This is a genomic window from Aestuariimicrobium sp. T2.26MG-19.2B (assembly GCF_950101875.1).
GTDB lineage: Bacteria > Actinomycetota > Actinomycetes > Propionibacteriales > Propionibacteriaceae > Aestuariimicrobium > Aestuariimicrobium kwangyangense.
In genome coordinates, this window is record NZ_CATNLW010000002.1 from 233,201 (window position 1) to 250,624 (window position 17,424).

Consider the following 17,424-nt stretch of genomic DNA (forward strand, 5'->3'; position numbering starts at 1 on the left):
GTGAACAGCAGGGTCATGCGGTGTCCTTCTCAGAGGGGGTGGTGCGTTCGGTGCGCCACGTCGTTGCGTAGCGGTCGATCAGGGTCTCGACGTCGGGCAAGGCTGGTCTCGTGGTCTCCACGAGTGGCCCCGCCTCGGTCGGCAGGTGTTCTGGGTAGTTGACGGGTTGGTTCCACAGGTGCCGGGCGAGCGGGGCCGCCAGGGCGACCGCCGCCACGGTGACCGATCCGAGCAGCAGCGCCTCGGCCGGGGTGTGGCTGTCGAAGATCTGCACCAGCGGCATCAGCCCGCCCAGCAGACAGACCACCAGCGCGATCCCGCGGTGGAAGCGGCCCGTCTCGGAGTGGGGCCAGGGGTCGATCGGTCGGGTCAGTTCGCGTGGGCCCGGGGTGGGTGAGCAGGTGTCCTTGACCGGGCATCGTCCGCAGATCTCGTGCTGGCCCTGGTAGCGGATGACCCTCTTCTCGGCATCGAACGACACCGGCCACAACCACTGGTCCTCGTGGCACTTCCAGGCGTCGTGGTCGTCGTGGTAGACGAAGTTGCCCGTCCGCCAGGCAGCCGACCGGATCGCCCCGCGGCGGGCGATCCGGTCGAAGGCCCAGGCGACCAGGATCATCAGGACCCCGTACCCGGCCAACAGCCAGGCGGCGGCTGAGACGTGACCCATCAGCGCTCCGCCTCCTCCAACTGGGTGTAGAGCACGTCCTCGGGCAGTTCATGGGTGGTTTCGCCGGTGCGCCAGTGGCGTACCGCCACGAAGGCGATCCACAGGAACAGCACGGCCCCGACGATGAACACGATGTCGCCGGGCATGCGCATCCATTCCACGACGGTGTTGCCGGGCGTGGTCAGGTAACCCAGGGTGCGCGCCTCGTAGTAGCCCGATCCGACCGCGTGGTACAGCTGCATGATGCCCAGGGGCAGCAACGACCCGAAGACCATCCACGCCAACCCGATGTTCAGCAGCCAGAACGACCATTTCGCCGTGCGCGCGGGCCACTTCTCGTCCGGGATGAAATAGCGCAGCGCGAACATCGACAATCCGATGGCGAGCATCCCGTAGACGCCCATCATCGCGGCGTGAGCGTGGTTGGCTGTCAGCGCGGTGCCGATCTCGTAGTAGCTGACGATCGGCAGGTTGATCAGGAAGCCGAAGATGCCGGCACCCACGAAGTTCCAGAACCCCACTGCGACCAGGAACATGACGGCCCACCGGTGGGGGAAGGGATTCCCGCGTCCGGCCTCGTCACGGGCACCGAGTTGCATGAACGCCCACGCCTCGACGGTCAGGAAGGTCAGCGGGATCACCTCGGCGGCCGAGAAGAAGGCACCCAGTGCCATGTTCTCGACCGGCGTGCCCGAGAAGTAGAGGTGGTGCATGGTGCCCACCACGCCACCCATGGAGTAGAGGATCGCGTCCATCACGATGATGCCGACCGCAATCCGTTCCCTCACCACACCGAGGTGCACGAACACGTAGGCAACCATCACCGTGGTGAACAGTTCCAGGAAGTCCTCCACCCACAGGTGCACCACCCAGAATCGCCAGAAATCGGCGACGGCGAGATTTGTGGTCGGACGAGCCAGCAGCCCGACGGCGTAGAACGCCGGAATGGTCAACGCCGAGAAGAAGAACAACCACGGCATGTTCGACCGGTGCAACTTCTTCAAGTGCCCCCGCAGGCCGCGGTAGATGATGCCGATCCAGATCACCATGCCCAGCGTCAACAGGATCTGGTAGACGAAGGGCAGGTCCAGCCACTCCCACTGTTGGGCGAACAGGGGGCCCTTCGCCCAACTGAAGCCGTGGATGGAGAACGCCTCACTGAGCAGGGAACCGACCACGACGAAGACCAGCGCCCCCAGCAGCACCCAGGTGAGCACGTTCTGCTTCCTCGGTTCGCGTTTGGTGATCAGGGGCACCAGGAAGATGCCGGCCGCCAGGAACCCCGCCGCGGTCCAGAACAGGCTCAGTTGCAGGTGCCAGGTGCGGGCGAGGTTGTAAGGCAGCAGTTTGGCCATCGGTATGCCGAAGAAACTGGACAGGTCGGCCCGGTAGTGCTCGGTGAGCGCTCCGAGCAGTGTCTGGGCCACGAACAAGGCGGCGATGATGAACGTGAACCACACCGTCACGCGTTGCGCCGGCGTCAGGGCGACCTGCCCGGGCTGGCGGTACGAGACCTTCGGGATCTCTTCGGAGTGCCACCCGATCTTGCGGCTCCACCGACCGTAGATGCCGAACAGGATGCCCGTCCCACCCAACAACACGCACAGGCTGAGGCCTGACCAGACCAGCATCGAGGCGGTCGGCACGTTCTCGACCCGCGGCTCTGCGGGCCAGTTGTTGGTGTAGCTGTAGGTCTTGCCGGGACGCTCCGCGGCCGCACCCCAGGCCGTCCACGAGAAGAAGGCCGTCAGCTGTCGGATCTCGGTCGGGTCGGTGATGAAGTTGGGGGTGAAACCGTTCTTGTACGAGTCGGCACCGAAGTAGGTGGCGTAGTGCTGGGTGATGTGCTGGAAGGCCGTCACCTGCTCGGGGGTGTAGGTGATGGTCTTCGACGCTGCGTCGTAACGGTTCGTCCGGAACATCTCCACGACGGCAGCGTGGGTGTCCTGCATGCCCTTGGCCTTGAGTTGGTCGGCGACGTCGTTGGTCGCCATCCGCAGGTAATCGGCTGTGAAGTCGGGGCCGAGGTAGGCACCGTGGCCGACGATGGACCCGTACTCCATGATTCCTCGGGCGGAGAACAACTCCTGGCCCTGTTCGATGTCGTGCTGGGTGAAGAGAATCTCCCCCGACTGGGAGACGACCTTGGCCGGCACGGGGGTGGAATCGGTGTAAGTCTTGTAGCCCAGGAACGCCATGATCAGGAAGCTGCTCAGGAAGACGAGGACGAGTCCCTGCAACCATCCCTTCCCGATCATCTGGCGACCGGCTTCACCCAAGGTGTCGACCGGGGTGGAGGTGCGCTGGCTCATGAGTCTTCCTTGGTCCTGTGGGTGTGGGGGATCATGCAGCAGGTGGGTCATGGCGACGCGCGCAAAACTACGCCGATGCGCAGCCGTTCATCCGGCGTTGGCGTGAATTCCCACACATCCGTGGTGTTTTCCCTACGGCGGGTGCAGTTGGTGGCACCTGCCTAGGGTGGGTGGCATGAGCCATGAATCATCAGAGTGGGGAAGCGACTTCGGCGAGGTCGAGCGTGACCGCAGCGAACGCGAGCTCGCGGAGACCGCACTGGACGACCCGACCGACACCGACAACGAGCCCTGGAGCCCGCCCGAGCGGCAACCGCGAGGCGCCGAACTGGCGGGCAACGACCCCGGTCAGGAAGAGACCATCGACCAGCGCATCCTGCAGGAGGAGCCGGAGGAGGGCACGGCCTACGGCGCGCCTGACAACGAGGCTGGCGATGAACCAGTCGACATGGTCGGTGGGGACGACCCCGATGCCATCCCGGCCGAGACCGATGTGCTGGGTGCCCCGGCGTGGGACGAGGACGACGAGCGCCTGCGCGACGACCCCTTCGGTGGTCCCGAGAAGGCAGCCCTGCACGAGGTGGACGACCCCCGCTGACGCCAGCGGCAGGGTCATGTGGTTCGTCGGTTCCACGTGCATCGGCGGCATTGGTGCTTGGCTGTGGTCATGGCCACCTATTCCGTGAACCATGACGCGGTCGAGTTCGTGCGCGACCTGATCGGCAAGAAGCAGTACGTGCTCGACAGTCGTTGGGACGAGGTGCAGCCCGACGCCGAGCGTCAGAACACCTATCTCGAGCACCATTCCTGGGACGAGTACGGCCGCTGGTTCCTCGGGCTGACCGAGGGTGCGACCGACGAGACGAAGGGACGCTTCGCCTTCGGGGTCGGCGACTTCCGCCGGGTGCATCGCAGTGCGTTGATCGCGTGCGTGTTCAGGGCCTCGGAGTGGCACCACAAGTCGGTGGAACTTGCCGCCCACGAGTTGCTGCAGTTGCTCGACGAGACCTCAGGCGGGTAGCAGCCGGAGTGCGCGTTCGGCCAAGCGATCGGCCCGCTCGGGTCGCCAACCCAGCCAGCCATGCGCGAGGTCGGGGTGACCACCTGCGAGCACGCCTTGCCGGAAGTCGAGACAGGCGAGCCACAGCGGCTTGATGGCCATCACCCCGGCCAGCCGCTGCCGCTCCTGCTCGGTGAGGGTGACGTGTTCGGCGTAACCCTCGACGGCCGCCTCGTCGTGTTCATCGCCCATCTCGGACGAGGTGGTGAGCAGCCATGCCAGGGCCGGTAGGCGGGGACCGAGCCCGGCGCCGGCCCATCCGACCACTCGGAGGTCACCGGGTTCACCGACGACGGCCCAGGTGTGGAAGTTGGGATGCGTGAGCGCCTCGGGGAGGCCCTCGCCGTCGTCGGCCTGTTCGACCAGGTCGCGCAACAGGTCGAATCCGGCTCGATCGGCGGCGGCGACGAAGTCCTCGGCGTCGACCAGGAACGACATCGCTGCGAGCAAGTCCTGAGCCGGTCGTCCGCGGTGCTGCCCATCATTGGCGTCTTCGGCGCCGCCCAGTCGGGTGGGTCCGTCGGGCGGTGTGATGCCGCCGGCGGGGAGCGTGTGAAGCCTGCCGAGCAGCGCGCCCAGCTCGCACTGCACGCTGGGGGAGAGGGCTCGTCCGTTCTCGTCGGTGGGTCGGCCGCCCGGGATCATCGTGGTGAGCAGCACGGCGGCACCGTCGACCTCGACGACCGGCTGGGGGGTGGCGAGCCGCTCCGCGGGATAGTGGTGAGTGGCGAGGAACCTCAGGATCTCGGCGTCACCCTGCGTCTGGGCGAGACCGTCGGCCGTCGAGGAGCGCACCCGCGCGATCCAGGCTCGGCCGTCTGCCAGGCGAACCACCAGGGTCGACGGGTGGTGGCCGGGCCACGAACCGCGCGGCCTGGTGTCGGCGTGTTCGTCGATCGGTGCGATCGACTGCACCCGGACGCCGTACTCGCGCTCCAGCGCGGCGCCGACGGCTGCACGGTCAAAGGTGGGGGCCGCGTTGACGGTGTGGCGTCGTCCGAGGTCGCGGTCGGCCTTGGCTCGGGTGTAGCGCGGATGGGGGAGGGGCGTCATCAACCGAGCGTCACACGGGTGCGAGCGGTAGGTGCGGTTCGGGCGGGTATTCGATCGTGATCTCGTCACCCGGTGCTACCTGGCCACCGCGGGAGACCACTCCCATCACTCCTGCGAGGCGGACGACGGTTCCGTCGCCGTCGTTGCGGAGCACCTGCTTCAACAGCCCCGACTGGAAGTCGTTGATCTGACTGCACGGGTTGCGCAGGCCCGTCAGGGTGACCACGGCACCACCCATCGCCAGGCGTGTGCCGACCGGGAGCCCGAGCAGGTCGACACCGACGGTGGTGATGTTCTCCCCGAGGTCACCGGGGTGCACCTCGTGGCCGGAGTAGGCCAGGGTGTCGAACAGTTCCTGGTGCATCAGGTGCACCTGTCGAAGGTTCGGGGTCGAAGGGGCCTTGGCCACGCGTGACCGGTGCTTCACCGTGGCGCCGGAATGGGCATCGCCCTCGACACCCAGCCCCTCGACCAGGGTCACGTGGTCGTGCGTCTGCTTGCTGAACGAATGGGAAGGACTGCTGTGCACCGCCATGACTCTCGCTGTCATGGGGCCATTCTGCCCGACGTGGTGTGGGGGAGTCAGGAGCGTCCGATGCGGTGGCGCAGCACGTGGTCGGCGGCTGCCCGCCCGGACGAGATGGCACCATCGATCGAGGCGTTGCCGAACTGGTCACCACACAGCACTGCAGGTCCCACGGTGCGGATGCGCGACCCCGGGAACGTGCCGGGCGGCATGGCCGGCAGCGTCTGGGCGATGTGGTGGGTGGCCAGGGTGCGCCAGGTGGAGGTGTCGACGCCGTAGATGTGGGCTGCGTGGTCGCGGACCGACTGCTCTCCATCGCTTCCTGCCCCGTCGGTTCCTGCCTCGTCGCCATCGGGTGACTCGCCACCGGACAGGGTGAGACAGGCGACGAGGTGCTGGCCGGGTGGGGCGTAGTCGGGTGCCGCCAGGCTGACGACGCTGGTGGTGACGATGGGGCCTCGTCCGAACCCGTCGACGTGGATGGCCGGGGTGTCGCTGGGGGACCGGTCGGTGGCGAACCACCACGTCGTGGTCGGGTGGGCGTCGACATCGGGCTGTCCGGTGAGCTCGGAGGTGGTGGTCAGGCCGGCGGCCACCACCACGGACGAGGCGGTGAACTCACCCTGGTCGGTGGACACGAGGCCACCGTCGAGATCGAGGTGCCCGACCCGGTGGTGGAGTCGCACGTCGAGACCCTCGGCCATCGCCGCGGGCAGTGCCTGCATGCCACCGGCTGGCAGCCCGGGGGTGCCGAGCGCGAACATCGAGGCCAGCCAAGCCGTGAACCGGGCGGAGGTGGACCCGTCGGACTCACACACGACACCGGCCAGGAACGGATCGACGACGTGTCGACGGAGGGGACCGGTGAACCCCGCACGGTCGAAGGCGTCGACACGTGAACGGTCGAAGCCTGCCAACTGCGGGATGACGCCGGCGGCCATCAGGTCTCCGGGGCTCACCAGTCCGGTCCGCAGGTCGCGAAGGGCTGCCGAGGGACGACGGGTGGGGTCGGCCAGTTCGTCCAGCCTGTCGCCGCGGCGCACCTTCACGGCTCGTGGGAAGGACTGCATTCGCAGGGAGCCCATCACGCCGGTGCGGCGCAGGTGCGGGTACGCCGGGTTCAGCACCTGGAAGCCTCGATCGACGAGGAATCCGTCGACCCGGTCGGTGGCCACCCGGCCACCCACCCGGTCGGACGCCTCCAGAACGACGGGCTGCAGGCCCTCGTCGCGGAGTTGTCGCGCGCAGGCAAGGCCCGCCAGACCGGCACCGATGACGATGACTTCGTGGTCGCTCATGGGTTCATTGTGCGTGCTGATGGTGGGGGAGGGGGGTGGTCACGTTGGATGAAGTCACGCGCAGCGACCCAGCCATCCCGCCCGAGTGCTGGAACACTGTGAGGTCCACAGCCGGTCATCTCGGGGTGCACGCCAGTCTGGAGGATCACATGCCGTCGCCTGTCAGAACAGTGCCCCGAGGCCTCGACCTCGGACTTCTGGTCGTGTCACTGGTCGCCGCGATCGCGGCATGGATTGTCGCGCTGAGCTGGGTCTGCGCCACCGACCGTGGTGAGGGTTCTCCTCAGTGGTGTTTCCCGGCCGTCAAGGGGTCACATCTCGCGCTCTTGGTTGTCGGTTCGAGTCTGTTGGTCGCTGGCTGGATCACCATGGCAATCAGCCGGCGAGGATCGCGCGGGCTGAGTTGGGCGTTCCTGGTGATGAGCCTGGCGGTCTCGGTTGCAGTGGCGATCACTGCCTCCGCTTAGGTCGGCCTCCCACCGTGGGGCATGGCAAGTGCTCAGGCTGAGTCCGGGTGGCGTATGGGGAAGTCCACTTCCAGTTCTGGGCAGCTGGGCCATCGTCCTGCCGTGGTCACCCGCGCAGAACTGCTTGCGCATGAGCCTTGACGACCCGGATCTGGACCGGGACGCCGATCAGCGCCGACGCCTGCTCCGGGGTTCCCGTCCATCCCTCGATGACCTCCAGGGTGACCCCATTGATCTCTGGAGCGAAACCAACAGCTGACACCTTGTCGGACCAGCTTTCGGGAGCCTTGGCGATCCACTGCGAGGGATCGCTCATCGTGAGGACCTCATGCTCGCTGCGGCGGACCACCACGATGATCATTGCGTACCCACTGGCGTCAATGGCACGCGCCAGAGTCGGGTCCTGGTCTGCGCCCCGCCGGGCAACGAAGATGCGCACCGCCCCCTCCCGAGGGACCTGAACCCCCGCCCGCTCGTCGGCAGGCACCAGCTCAAGGACCTTGTTGATGGCGCCCCCCTTGATGTTCTGGGGAGGGGGCGGCTCGTTGTGTTCCGGCTGCCCCCCGTTCGCCTCTGCCCGCTTCCTCTCCTCGGCAGTTGTGGTACTTGGCGTCGGATCGGCCTTGGCCGACAGCGACAGGGCCCCCAAGACCGTCAGGGCGACGAAGATGAGCGATGCCCCAACCATGGCGGCTCGGGTCCGTGGCTTCATGAGGACACTGTCCGCCGCACCCCACGACCCGGTCAAGCACAGATCCGAGGAACTGTTCCGCTCAGCACGACGACTTCAGTCCACATCCACAAGAGGGTCGAGCACGACGTCCGAATTCGGAAAGAGGGGACGTGGCCCGAAGGCGTCCAGTTGCCGAGGGTCCGGCGCCCATTGACGCCCGGACTATCCTGTCTTTGTGGGCCGTGAGGTTCTTTCCGATCCATTCATGGTCGGCGTCGATGGGGGCAGTGATGAGGCGGAGCATTCCGGTCCTGTGTGGGGCCTTCGTTCTTGCTTTGGCGCTGGCGTCTGGGGCTACGGCGGTGGCTGATCCTGCAGATGACTTGGCGGCCGCTCAGGCGAGGAAGCTGGCCCAGGTCGAGGCCGAGGGCGGCTACCAGCCAGCCCCACCGTCGCCAGATGACCCGGAATTGATCTGGAGCAACGCGTTGGGGTCCTGCTACGAGATGCTGGTCAAGGTCGAGGAAGGCATCCCAGCCGAGTTCAAGGCGGGCAGCGAGTGCCCCGACCCGATGGGGAAGAAGGCCGTCGTCTACCTGGCAGGCGGCACGGAGGCTGTCGCCAAGATTGGACCGGGCGTGGTGAGCGACGCCAAGTCGGCCGGTTTCACCATCCAGATCGTGCCAGTGAAGCACAGCACCCTGCAGCTCGAGACCGTGATGGAGGGAAGGTCACGGTGGTCGCCCCGGATTGAGAAGGTCCTCGGTCCAGGGTTCGTCGGCATCGCGATCTCCTCGAAGGACAACGCGATCGTGATCTCCGCTGAGCGCTCCGCCACCTGGACCGAGGCCCAAGCCGCCGAACTGCTCGGCGTGCCAGTCATCAGGATCGATCGCACCATCCCCCTCGCGTCCAGTTCGACCGGGTGACAGGGTTCATCACGGCGAACCGTCCAATTCGTAGGGTTCAACGGCATGCCCTGCAGCGAGCAGGATGTTCGACGCGTGTCGCCAGGAGGTGCGGATCCACCCGCGGCGGACACTTTCACACCGTGTCTCGGGGCCGCGCGGGATCGCGTCTGAATCTGGCGTCGCGAAGGAAAGGGTGGAGCCGGAACCCCCAACTGGATCCGAGCACTCCGGCAATTCCGCAGGTGAGTAAGACGATAGTGGTGTTCGGTTCTCCGTTGCTGCCGTAGATGACTGAATACGGCAGGACGAATGAAACCACCATGATCTGCAGAATGATCGCAGCAGCATTCACGCGGGAGTGCGCGACAGATTGGAAAATGGGACCGCGCGTGCTGGTCGATCCAGTCAGCAGGGCAGCGGCGACCGTCAGGCCAAATCCAACAGGTTCGTGGAGCAGCTTGGCAGTGAACTGGCTGAGAGCGAACCACAGGATCAGGCCAAGGTTGAGGCCCCCGCCCGCGAGGCTCGGACCCCAGATTGCGATGGTCCGAGTCAATCTCTTGGAACGCCACCGCTGATCGTTCACGTTGAGTCCCCAGCCAAACCTCGAGCGATGTTCTATGGGCAACGCTGCGGCCTCGATCAACGGTACCGTCCGCCGCTGGTTCATCTCGTTTGGCGAGGGCCGCAACAACGGCCCCTTGTCCACCGTCGGGCGGCGCGACGATCGAGATTGCTGAAGCTCCGAGCGACTGGTGACACGGCGACTGCCCTGACGTAACATCACAGGACCGCAGTGACGCGCACGCAGGAGATCCACGAAGCCATCATCACGTGGGCAGTACTGGTGCAGATACCTGGGTGGAACCCACAATCGGAGTCCTCACAGTCCAAGCCAGATGAGGGGAGCCAGCCCCATGGCCCGACCGCAGCTTGTTGATCGTCCATGGTTCGTCGTCGTTACGTCGTCGCTGTTCTTGGTGGCCGGAGTCGCGGCCCTCGTGATGGGGCTCATCGTGAGCCAGAACCTTTACGGTGTCGGCTGCAACGGGGTGGGCTGCGTTCGAATCATCGAGAAGCCCAACGTTGCCGTGATGCTGGGGTTCTTCCTCGTCGCGGCGGTGTGTCTCTCGACGGGTGGAAGGAACCTTTCCCGCCGTGCCCGCCGACGTGCTCCTGAAGCGTAGGACCTTGCGTCCCACGTGGTCGTCGCGATATGACCAGTGGCCGAACCAACCCACGGATGAGGCGCTGCCGGGGGAGTCCCGACACCGGCCAACGAATCCGCGCGTCCGCCCGTTATCCTCCGATGGAATCGGGTGACGGGAGGTCGCCCAACGCCTTGTCTCGGAGGGAGGAGTGATCGTGTCCGGGTCTGTTGGGGAGGCGCACGCCGCGGCGTTTCGTGCTCTCGTTCCGGTTGGCAGCCGTATTGGCGGTGGTGGACTGGGAGATGCTTTCGCGACTGTCCTGGACATCAGTGCGCGCGAAACAGCAGGGTTGGTGACGTTCAGCTGGATGGCCTATCCACACCGTTTGGCTCACGCCCTCGGCCCTCACAGTGAATACCGCGACGACGACGCTGTGGTCGCACCCAGCCGAGTGGGCAGAAGACGCAGCCACGTGGCTGGACGAACAACTGGGGACGGGCCTCGTCTTCCGAGCCGCCCGGCAAGCCCGTGGTGATGCGCTCGAGCTGGTGGAGCCCGACTGGCCTTTCGATTCGCGGTTCTACGTCAGTAGCGTCGACTCGCTCACGGGGAATGACGGCAATGGCTGGACGTCCCTGAATACGTTCGACGAGCAAGGCTTCGACACGGCGATGCTGCGGTCGCTGCGGGCCGACGGCAGCCTGATCAGTTGGGAACGGGCCTCCGTCGACGACCTGCACGGCTCTAGATGGGTGGGCCACGCAGGGGTGGCCGCGATTGATGCTGAGACCGCCGGACTCGTCTCCTGCCAGACCTTGTCCGGGGTCCCGGACACGGTCCTGCTGGAACTCTGCTTGGGGGCAGCTCACCAAGCATCGTGGCGCGGTGCGCGGCGAGTCGTGACAGACCTTGAGGCCCCTGTGCTCGACGTCTTGGGCTTTCGCAGAACTGAGCATGGACGTGAACTCGACACCAGGTTTCTTGATGTCGACCATTCCGCGGCAGCGAGAGTCCTTGACGAGAGCCGAGACTGGTCTGGTGGATCCAGGGGGGAGGGCCGGTTCCGGAGACGATGGGGCCGCCCCACCACTGCCGTCACAGCGAGACGACTACGCGGGTGATCCACGAGATGACGACGCCGGACTCTTACGCCAGCCTTGGACGCAACCTCGCACGCCGTTGCCGCCGCCCGTAGGCCGTTGGCGCCGGGGAGATCTGAGCTGGTTGGGCGCCCCAAGTCTCAGTGCTGCTCGTCCGCGAGGCGTGAGTCTGTGAGGGAGCGCGCCCCGAGGAAGCCGATGACGGCGACGACGACAGCCAGGACGGTGTAGGTGAGTCTTTCGCCGCGGAAGAAGGCGTCCACCAGGGCGCTGGGCCAGACACCGCCGGGCAGTGCCGTGGTCACGAGGGCCGCGATCAGGGTTCCGGTCAGGGCGGTGCCGAGCGAGGTGCCGACCTCCTGCGTGGTGTCGTTCAGCGCAGCACCGAGTGAGGTCTGGTCCTCGGGCACGGCCGCCATGAGGGCCACGGCGCACGTCGTCATGAGGGTGCGGAGACCCAGCGAGAAGATGAGCATCGCCGCCGCGATCGGTGGGTATCCGAAGCGGCTGCCGACGCCCCAGGCCAGGCCACCGAGGCCGATCACGAGGAGCCCGACCCCGATCAGACAGGCGACACGGTGCCCGAAGTGCTTGATCAAGTTCTCTGACACCGGGGTGCCCCCGATCATCGCGATGACCATGGGCAGGTTCGCGAGGCCGGCCTCCAAGGGGCTCCAGCCCAATGCGTACTGGAAGTGCATGATCAGGCCGAACATGACGCCAGCCATGGCGGCCGAACTGGCGACCTGCGTCACGGACGAACCGCGCACGGTCCCGGAGTCGAACAGCGACAGGTCGAGCATGGGCGCCGGGGCGGTGCGTTCACGCCAGAGGAACCCTGCGACAGCACTGACAGCCCCCACGGCACAGGAGAGGGTGATCGTGTCGGTCCAGCCGTTGTCGACCCCCGAGGTGAGGGTGTACATGGCCAGACCCATGGCGACGACGGACAGGAATGCGCCGGGAAGGTCGAGCGGGGTCCGGGTGAGGCCGGAGGGGTCGTCGGCGGGGACACCGAGGTGGATCCCGATGGCGGCGATCAGTGCCAAGGGAGCGTTGACGACGAGGAGCCACTCCCAGCGCACATGCATCAAGGCGGTGCCGCCCAGCAACGGTCCGAGCGTGAATCCGGACATGCCCACCACGATCATCACGGTGATCGCGCGCATCCGGACCTTCTCGTCGTCGAACAGGCGGAAGACGAGGGAGTTGGTGATGGGGGCCATGCACGCCGCGGCGATGCCCAGGGCCGCCCGCAGTACGACCAGGTGGCTGGCCGTGTCGACGAACACGACGAGCAGGCTGATCAGGCCGAAGCCGGCGAGGCCGACATTGAGCACACGGCGGCGGCCGAAGCGGTCGGCGACTGAGCCAGCCGTCAGCAGGAGACCTCCGAATGTCAGGGAGTAGGCGCCGGTGACCCACTGGAGGGTGGTGGTTCCGGCGCCGAGGTCGCGTCCGATCGTCGGAAGCGCGATCGTCAGCAGGGTGTTGTCGACCATCTCCACGAAGAACGCCAGGCACAGCGCGGTCATCGGAATCCACGCGACACGGAGTGTTGGGTAGGTGCGCCGGGGGGCAGGAGCGGTCAGGGTCGTCATGGGCAGGCCTTCCAGATGGAACGCAGTTCGTTGATCGAACGTTGTTCTATCAATCTAGAACGCGGTTCGATAGAGTGCAAACATGCTGGACGACGACGCGAGCAGAGCGTCACTCGAAGCCTCACCGCAGAAGCCCCCTCGACGCGGCGGCGGCCGTGCGTCAGCTGGCCGCACGCGTGGTTCTCACTCGCTCGAGGCGGTCGTGTCAGAGGCGGTCGCGCTGCTGGACGAGGCCGGAGAGGCGGGTCTGACCTTCCGCGCGCTGGCGAGCCGGCTGGGCACGGGGGTCGGCAGCATCTACTGGTACGTCTCGAGCAAGGACGATTTGCTGGGGCGGGCGGCGGACAGCGTGCTCGGTGACGTCCTGGAACGGACTGCGCACCTCGGCGAGGGGGAGGACCCGATCGCTGAGCTGCGCGAGCTGGCTGTCGCCTTCTACGAGGCGACGGCGAATCGCCCCTGGCTCGGCGCCTACTTCTTGAGGGACACCGGCACGCAGGTCAACGGCCTGGCGTTGTACGACAGGATGGGCAGGGAAGTCATGCGGCTGCACCTGACCCCACGTCAGCAGTTCGACGCCGTGTCAGCGATCTTGGCCTATGTCGTCGGTGTCGCAGCCGACCGCGGTCAGGACCCGCCGCCCGAGGTGCGGGACGGCCGGGTGGACAGGGACGCGTACGTTGCCTCCTTCCGGAACGAGATCCGCTCGATGGACCCGAACGCCTTCCCCTTCCTGCACCACATCGCGGACGAGTTCGCGGCCCACGACGATGGCGAGCAGTTCCGTGCCGGTCTGGATCTGTTGCTCGGCGGCCTGCGTCAGCAGGCAGGCTCCTAGGGGCTCGTCTGCTGAGGGTGACTCCGACGGGCCCCACGCCCTTTCAGGGGCTCTAGGGTTCCCGGAGTCTCCCGGTTTCTGGAGTGTCGTGGCTCCGGTCCATCTACAGATCTTGGACGCAAGCGTGCCAGCGGTGTAGCCGCCATTCGATCTCGGGTAGTTGCTGGAGCAACCGGACGGCTGCCGCATGCGGGTTGTGTCCGTAGCGACGCAGTGGCTCCGTGACCTCGTGTGGGCGCTTCAGCGGTTCGAGCAGGGGATAGGTGGAGCCCAACATGGCGGCGCAGGCCACTGCCGGGACTGCGAGAAGGTCTTCCGCGGGCACCTCCGGATGGTGTTGGTGATAAGCGCTGAGCAAAGCGGGAAGGCCGAGGTGCCAGTGCTCGTCAGACACCACCGTGCGTGGGTCGCAGGCAAGTCGTCCGAGCTCTTGCACGACGGGCATGACTCGTACAGTGAGGTAGCTGGTGACGTGCTCAAGGAGGTTGGACGTGGAGCTTGATCGGTTGCCGACGGCGGTTCCTGCCTCCCGGACCGCGCCGTGGAGAGGATGCGCCCTTCTCCGGTCAGGGGGCGCAAAGGGCGGTGCCACCAGTGGATAGCTTTTCGTGCCTCGGCCGGTGTCACCTGAACAGGTGTCGTAACAGAAGAACTGGCGCGGATTGGACCTGATCGTGCAAATCGCGGGGCCCAAGTCGGGCAGTTCGTGCGGGGAGATCAGTGTCCGACCCCTTGGTAGCGGTTTACTCCGACTCGCCACACCGCGGACGCCACCAGCGCGGTCAGCGTCGCCGCGGCGATCGGGGTCAGCGCCCACGGCCACGACTTCAGCCCCAGGATCACCGAGGTCGGCAGGTAGGTGATGACCGCGAACGGCACCAGCCAAGTCATCACCAGCCGGATCGAGCGTCCGTAGATGTCGAGCGGGAAGGACGCGAAGTAGCGCAGCGTCGAGATCAGGGTGGGGAAGGCGGACTGGGCCGAGGGCTCCCAGAAGGCGATCGTGTTGACCAGCAGGTTGAGCGCGGCGTTCAGCACGAAGCCGCACAGCAGGGTGAGCAGCAGCACCAGCGGGGTCCACCAGCGCCACTGCACCGGGGCGTGGGCCAACCCGAGTCCCAGCAGGGCGCCGCCCAGCCCGACGTTGCCCACCCCATGGATCGAGGCCAGTTGGGCCATCTGCTGCAGCACCGGCGGCATCGGACGCACCAGGATGCGGTCGAAGGTGCCGTCGTTGACCGAGCCGCGCAGCGCCCACGTGCCGTCGGTGAACATCTCGCCGAGCCCGAGGCAGATGGTGACCAGTCCCTGCAGGATCATGACCTCGGCCATCGTCCAGCCCCCGAGGGTGTCGACCTGGTGAAAGAAGGTGATCAGCACCACGATCTGCGAACTCTGCAGCAGCAGCGCCCCGAGGATGCCGATCCAGAAGTCGCCGCGGTACTCCATGGCCGAGCGCGGCTGGGCCAGTTGCAGCTTGGCGTAGACCTTGAGGTGGCGCATCGCTCAGCCGCCCTGGATGTTGACCACGTTGAACGCGCGCCGCCAGGCCAGGTTCGCCAGCGCCCACAGCACCACCAGCCAGGCCACCTGCGCCCCGAGCAGGATGGCGGTCTGCGTGGGGTCCGCCTTGCCCAGATAGAAGGTCAGCGGCGTGGACGCGATGCCGCGCAGCGGTGCCCATTCGGCGATGATCCGCAGCCAGCCGGGCATCAGCGCGAGCGGCACGATGGTGCCCGACAGCACCTGGATCACCGCCTGTTGGGTCCACATCAACCCGACCCCGGACTGGGTCCAGAACACCAGCAGGGACACCAGGAACACCACCAACGCCTTGGTGAGGAAGCCCAGCACCACCGCGATCACGAAGAGCGCCGTCGCCCCCGGGCTCGCCGGCGGCAGGATCCGCAACCATGCCACGCCGAGCCCCATCACCAGCACCAGGCTGACCACGCCCTCGACCAGCGACCCCCCGGCGGCGCGAGCGAGCTGGGTGGTGGCGTAGTTGAGTGGGCGCACGTAGTCGAGCACCACGTCACCCGAGCGGATGGTCTGCATCATCCCCGAGCCGATGCGCCAGCCGACCAGGGCGTTCAGGCCGTAGGCGATCACGATGTAGGTGCGCATCTGGTCCCACGAGTAGCCCTGGATCGCCGGGCGCGAGGCGTAGGCGGCTCGCCACAGGTAGTACAGAATCACCACCCACACGAACGTGAGGCCCACGTTCATGAACGTGGTCCAGCGGTAGGCCACCGCCTGCTGAAAGGTAGCCCCGGCGATGGTCTGATACGGCGAGCGCGGACGCAGGCGTCCGAGCTTCACCGGTGTCGCGGCGGCCTCGCTCACGACGCGTCCTCGGACTCGAACCGCAGGTCGCCCTCGTAAAGCCGGCGCACGATGGCCTCGGTCGTGGTGCCCTCCACCGACAGGTCAACCACGGGCAAGGCCCGCACCAAGCGCGAGACCACTTCCCCCGAGGTCAGCTGACGGGAGTCGAAGCGGGCCGTCACGGTGTGCTCATCGGACGAGCTCAACTCGAGGGCATCCCTGCCCAGTGCAGCGGACGCCCGGTCGCCGGCGTCCCGCAGTGCCTCACCGAGGGTGACCGTGACCGACTGCTCCCAGCCGAACCGCCGGGTGACCTCGGCCAGCGCACCGTCGAACACGATCCGGCCCTCGTCGATCATCACCATGCGGGGACACAGCTGTTCGATGTCGCCCAGGTCGTGGGAGGTGAGCAGCAGCGTCAGCCCCCGCTCGCGCACCAGGCGTCCGACGAACTCGCGCAGTTTGGCCTTGACCGACACGTCCAGGCCGATGGTCGGCTCGTCGAGGAAGAGCACCCGGGGGGAGTGCACCAGGGAAGCCGCCAGGTCGCAGCGCATCCGCTGCCCCAGCGACAACTGGCGCGCAGGCACGTTGAGCAGGGGTTCGAGGTCGAGTACCTCGACCAGCTCGTCCATCGTGGTGCGGTACTGCTCGGACGGCACCGCGAAGATGTCCCCGAGCAGCCGCAGCGACTCGATCACCGGAATGTCCCACCACAGTTGCGTCCGCTGCCCGAACAGCACCGAGATGTTGCGCGCGTTCGCCACCCGGTTGCGGTGGGGTGTGACGCCAGCCACGTCGACCTCACCCGCGGTTGGCACCAGGATCCCGGTCAGCAGCTTGATGGTGGTCGACTTGCCGGCCCCGTTCGGGCCGACGTAAGCCACGGACTCACCGGGCTCGATGGTGAGATCCACGCCCTTGAGCGCCTCGACGGTGGTCCACCGTGGCCTGAGAAGATGCTTCAACGAGCCCTTCAGCCCCGGCGAGCGCACCGGACGTCGAAACGACTTGCTGAGGCCACGAGCCGTCACGATCGGATTCACAGAAGCCTCCCCATTTGGGGAGAGCTTCCCATGCTCGCGCCCCTCGCATGATCAAGCAAACAGCAATACGCACTGTCATGCCGCTGACCGTGTCGACGACGGTCGAAAAGGGAGCCAGTAGCGACGGTCGAAAAGAGGGCCACGCGATCAGGATAGGGGGATGATCAGCGTGGATGTGTGGACCGAGGTTCGGTATCTGCATGCCAGTGAGGGCTTGTCGGGTAGGGAGATCGCGCGGCGGTTGGGGGTGGCTCGCAAGACGGTCGCGAGGACGTTGGCCTGTGACGGTGCTCCGGCTTACAAGCCGCGGCCCCCGGTCGCGGGGGCCTGGTCCGGGGTCGAGGCGGTAGTCGGGCGTTGTTGCTGGAGTTCCCGGAGATGCCGGCGACG

The 17,424-nt window shown here is 66.6% G+C and carries 16 protein-coding genes; 5 read left to right on the forward strand and 11 right to left on the reverse strand.

Annotation, left to right across the window (positions count from 1 at the left end):
* Window positions 1-13: 13 nt before the first annotated feature.
* Together QQZ11_RS10865 and QQZ11_RS10870 are read right to left on the reverse strand one after the other, a co-directional pair.
* The gene (locus QQZ11_RS10865; RefSeq protein ID WP_284550401.1) at window positions 14-670 is read right to left on the reverse strand and encodes a hypothetical protein; all 657 of its coding nucleotides are present in this window, start codon (window positions 668-670) and stop codon (window positions 14-16) included.
* Window positions 670-2,982 (reverse strand): nitric-oxide reductase large subunit, encoded by a 2,313-nt coding sequence (locus QQZ11_RS10870; protein WP_284550402.1) that lies wholly within the window; start codon window positions 2,980-2,982, stop codon window positions 670-672. Before QQZ11_RS10870 ends, QQZ11_RS10865 begins: the two co-directional genes overlap by 1 nt.
* Window positions 2,983-3,157: 175 nt before the next feature.
* Between QQZ11_RS10870 and QQZ11_RS10875 the strand changes: the two genes are divergently transcribed.
* The gene (locus tag QQZ11_RS10875) at window positions 3,158-3,580 is read left to right on the forward strand and encodes a hypothetical protein (protein ID WP_284550403.1); all 423 of its coding nucleotides are present in this window, start codon (window positions 3,158-3,160) and stop codon (window positions 3,578-3,580) included.
* Between the two features lie 69 nt (window positions 3,581-3,649).
* On the forward strand, window positions 3,650-4,003 hold the full coding sequence (locus tag QQZ11_RS10880) for a hypothetical protein (RefSeq protein WP_284550404.1): 354 nt from the start codon (window positions 3,650-3,652) through the stop codon (window positions 4,001-4,003).
* On the opposite strand, the gene QQZ11_RS10885 is transcribed toward QQZ11_RS10880, so the two are convergent.
* The 4 genes from QQZ11_RS10885 to QQZ11_RS10900 form a co-directional block, all read right to left on the reverse strand.
* On the reverse strand, window positions 3,992-5,095 hold the full coding sequence (locus QQZ11_RS10885; protein ID WP_284550405.1) for a phosphotransferase: 1,104 nt from the start codon (window positions 5,093-5,095) through the stop codon (window positions 3,992-3,994). The two genes, QQZ11_RS10880 and QQZ11_RS10885, sit on opposite strands and share 12 nt — an antisense overlap.
* 10 nt (window positions 5,096-5,105) lie before the next feature.
* A complete protein-coding gene (locus tag QQZ11_RS10890) occupies window positions 5,106-5,645 on the reverse strand; it encodes an MOSC domain-containing protein (RefSeq protein WP_284550406.1) in 540 nt (179 codons plus the stop codon).
* Between the two features lie 32 nt (window positions 5,646-5,677).
* Complete coding sequence (locus tag QQZ11_RS10895) at window positions 5,678-6,919, reverse strand: NAD(P)/FAD-dependent oxidoreductase (protein ID WP_284550407.1); 1,242 nt, start codon at window positions 6,917-6,919, stop codon at window positions 5,678-5,680.
* Between the two features lie 573 nt (window positions 6,920-7,492).
* The gene (locus tag QQZ11_RS10900) at window positions 7,493-8,098 is read right to left on the reverse strand and encodes a hypothetical protein (RefSeq protein ID WP_284550408.1); all 606 of its coding nucleotides are present in this window, start codon (window positions 8,096-8,098) and stop codon (window positions 7,493-7,495) included.
* 323 nt (window positions 8,099-8,421) lie between these two features.
* On the opposite strand from QQZ11_RS10900, the gene QQZ11_RS10905 reads away from it, so the two are divergent.
* Window positions 8,422-8,988: a hypothetical protein gene (locus QQZ11_RS10905; RefSeq protein WP_284550409.1), complete on the forward strand. Its 567-nt coding sequence runs from the start codon at window positions 8,422-8,424 to the stop codon at window positions 8,986-8,988.
* 115 nt (window positions 8,989-9,103) lie between these two features.
* Here QQZ11_RS10905 and QQZ11_RS10910 read toward each other — a convergent pair whose 3' ends face one another.
* Entirely contained in the window at window positions 9,104-9,790 is a 687-nt protein-coding gene (locus QQZ11_RS10910; RefSeq protein ID WP_284550410.1) for a hypothetical protein, read from the reverse strand.
* 97 nt (window positions 9,791-9,887) lie between these two features.
* Here QQZ11_RS10910 and QQZ11_RS10915 point away from each other — a divergent pair, with 97 nt between their 5' ends.
* Window positions 9,888-10,157: a hypothetical protein gene (locus tag QQZ11_RS10915; RefSeq protein WP_284550411.1), complete on the forward strand. Its 270-nt coding sequence runs from the start codon at window positions 9,888-9,890 to the stop codon at window positions 10,155-10,157.
* A gap of 1,204 nt (window positions 10,158-11,361) precedes the next feature.
* Here the strand turns inward: QQZ11_RS10915 and QQZ11_RS10920 are convergent.
* A complete protein-coding gene (locus QQZ11_RS10920; RefSeq protein ID WP_284550412.1) occupies window positions 11,362-12,756 on the reverse strand; it encodes an MFS transporter in 1,395 nt (464 codons plus the stop codon).
* A 148-nt stretch (window positions 12,757-12,904) separates the two neighbouring features.
* On the opposite strand from QQZ11_RS10920, the gene QQZ11_RS10925 reads away from it, so the two are divergent.
* Complete coding sequence (locus QQZ11_RS10925; RefSeq protein ID WP_284550413.1) at window positions 12,905-13,660, forward strand: TetR/AcrR family transcriptional regulator; 756 nt, start codon at window positions 12,905-12,907, stop codon at window positions 13,658-13,660.
* A 717-nt stretch (window positions 13,661-14,377) separates the two neighbouring features.
* Here the strand turns inward: QQZ11_RS10925 and QQZ11_RS10930 are convergent.
* From QQZ11_RS10930 to QQZ11_RS10940, 3 genes are read right to left on the reverse strand one after another with little or no spacing between them, the layout of a single operon-like run.
* Window positions 14,378-15,163, reverse strand: a complete 786-nt coding sequence (locus QQZ11_RS10930) for an ABC transporter permease (RefSeq protein WP_284550414.1) — start codon at window positions 15,161-15,163, stop codon at window positions 14,378-14,380.
* Window positions 15,164-15,166: 3 nt separating this feature from the next.
* Window positions 15,167-16,006: an ABC transporter permease gene (locus QQZ11_RS10935; protein ID WP_284550415.1), complete on the reverse strand. Its 840-nt coding sequence runs from the start codon at window positions 16,004-16,006 to the stop codon at window positions 15,167-15,169.
* Entirely contained in the window at window positions 16,003-16,956 is a 954-nt protein-coding gene (locus QQZ11_RS10940) for an ABC transporter ATP-binding protein (RefSeq protein WP_284550416.1), read from the reverse strand. Before QQZ11_RS10940 ends, QQZ11_RS10935 begins: the two co-directional genes overlap by 4 nt.
* Window positions 16,957-17,424: the final 468 nt, after the last annotated feature.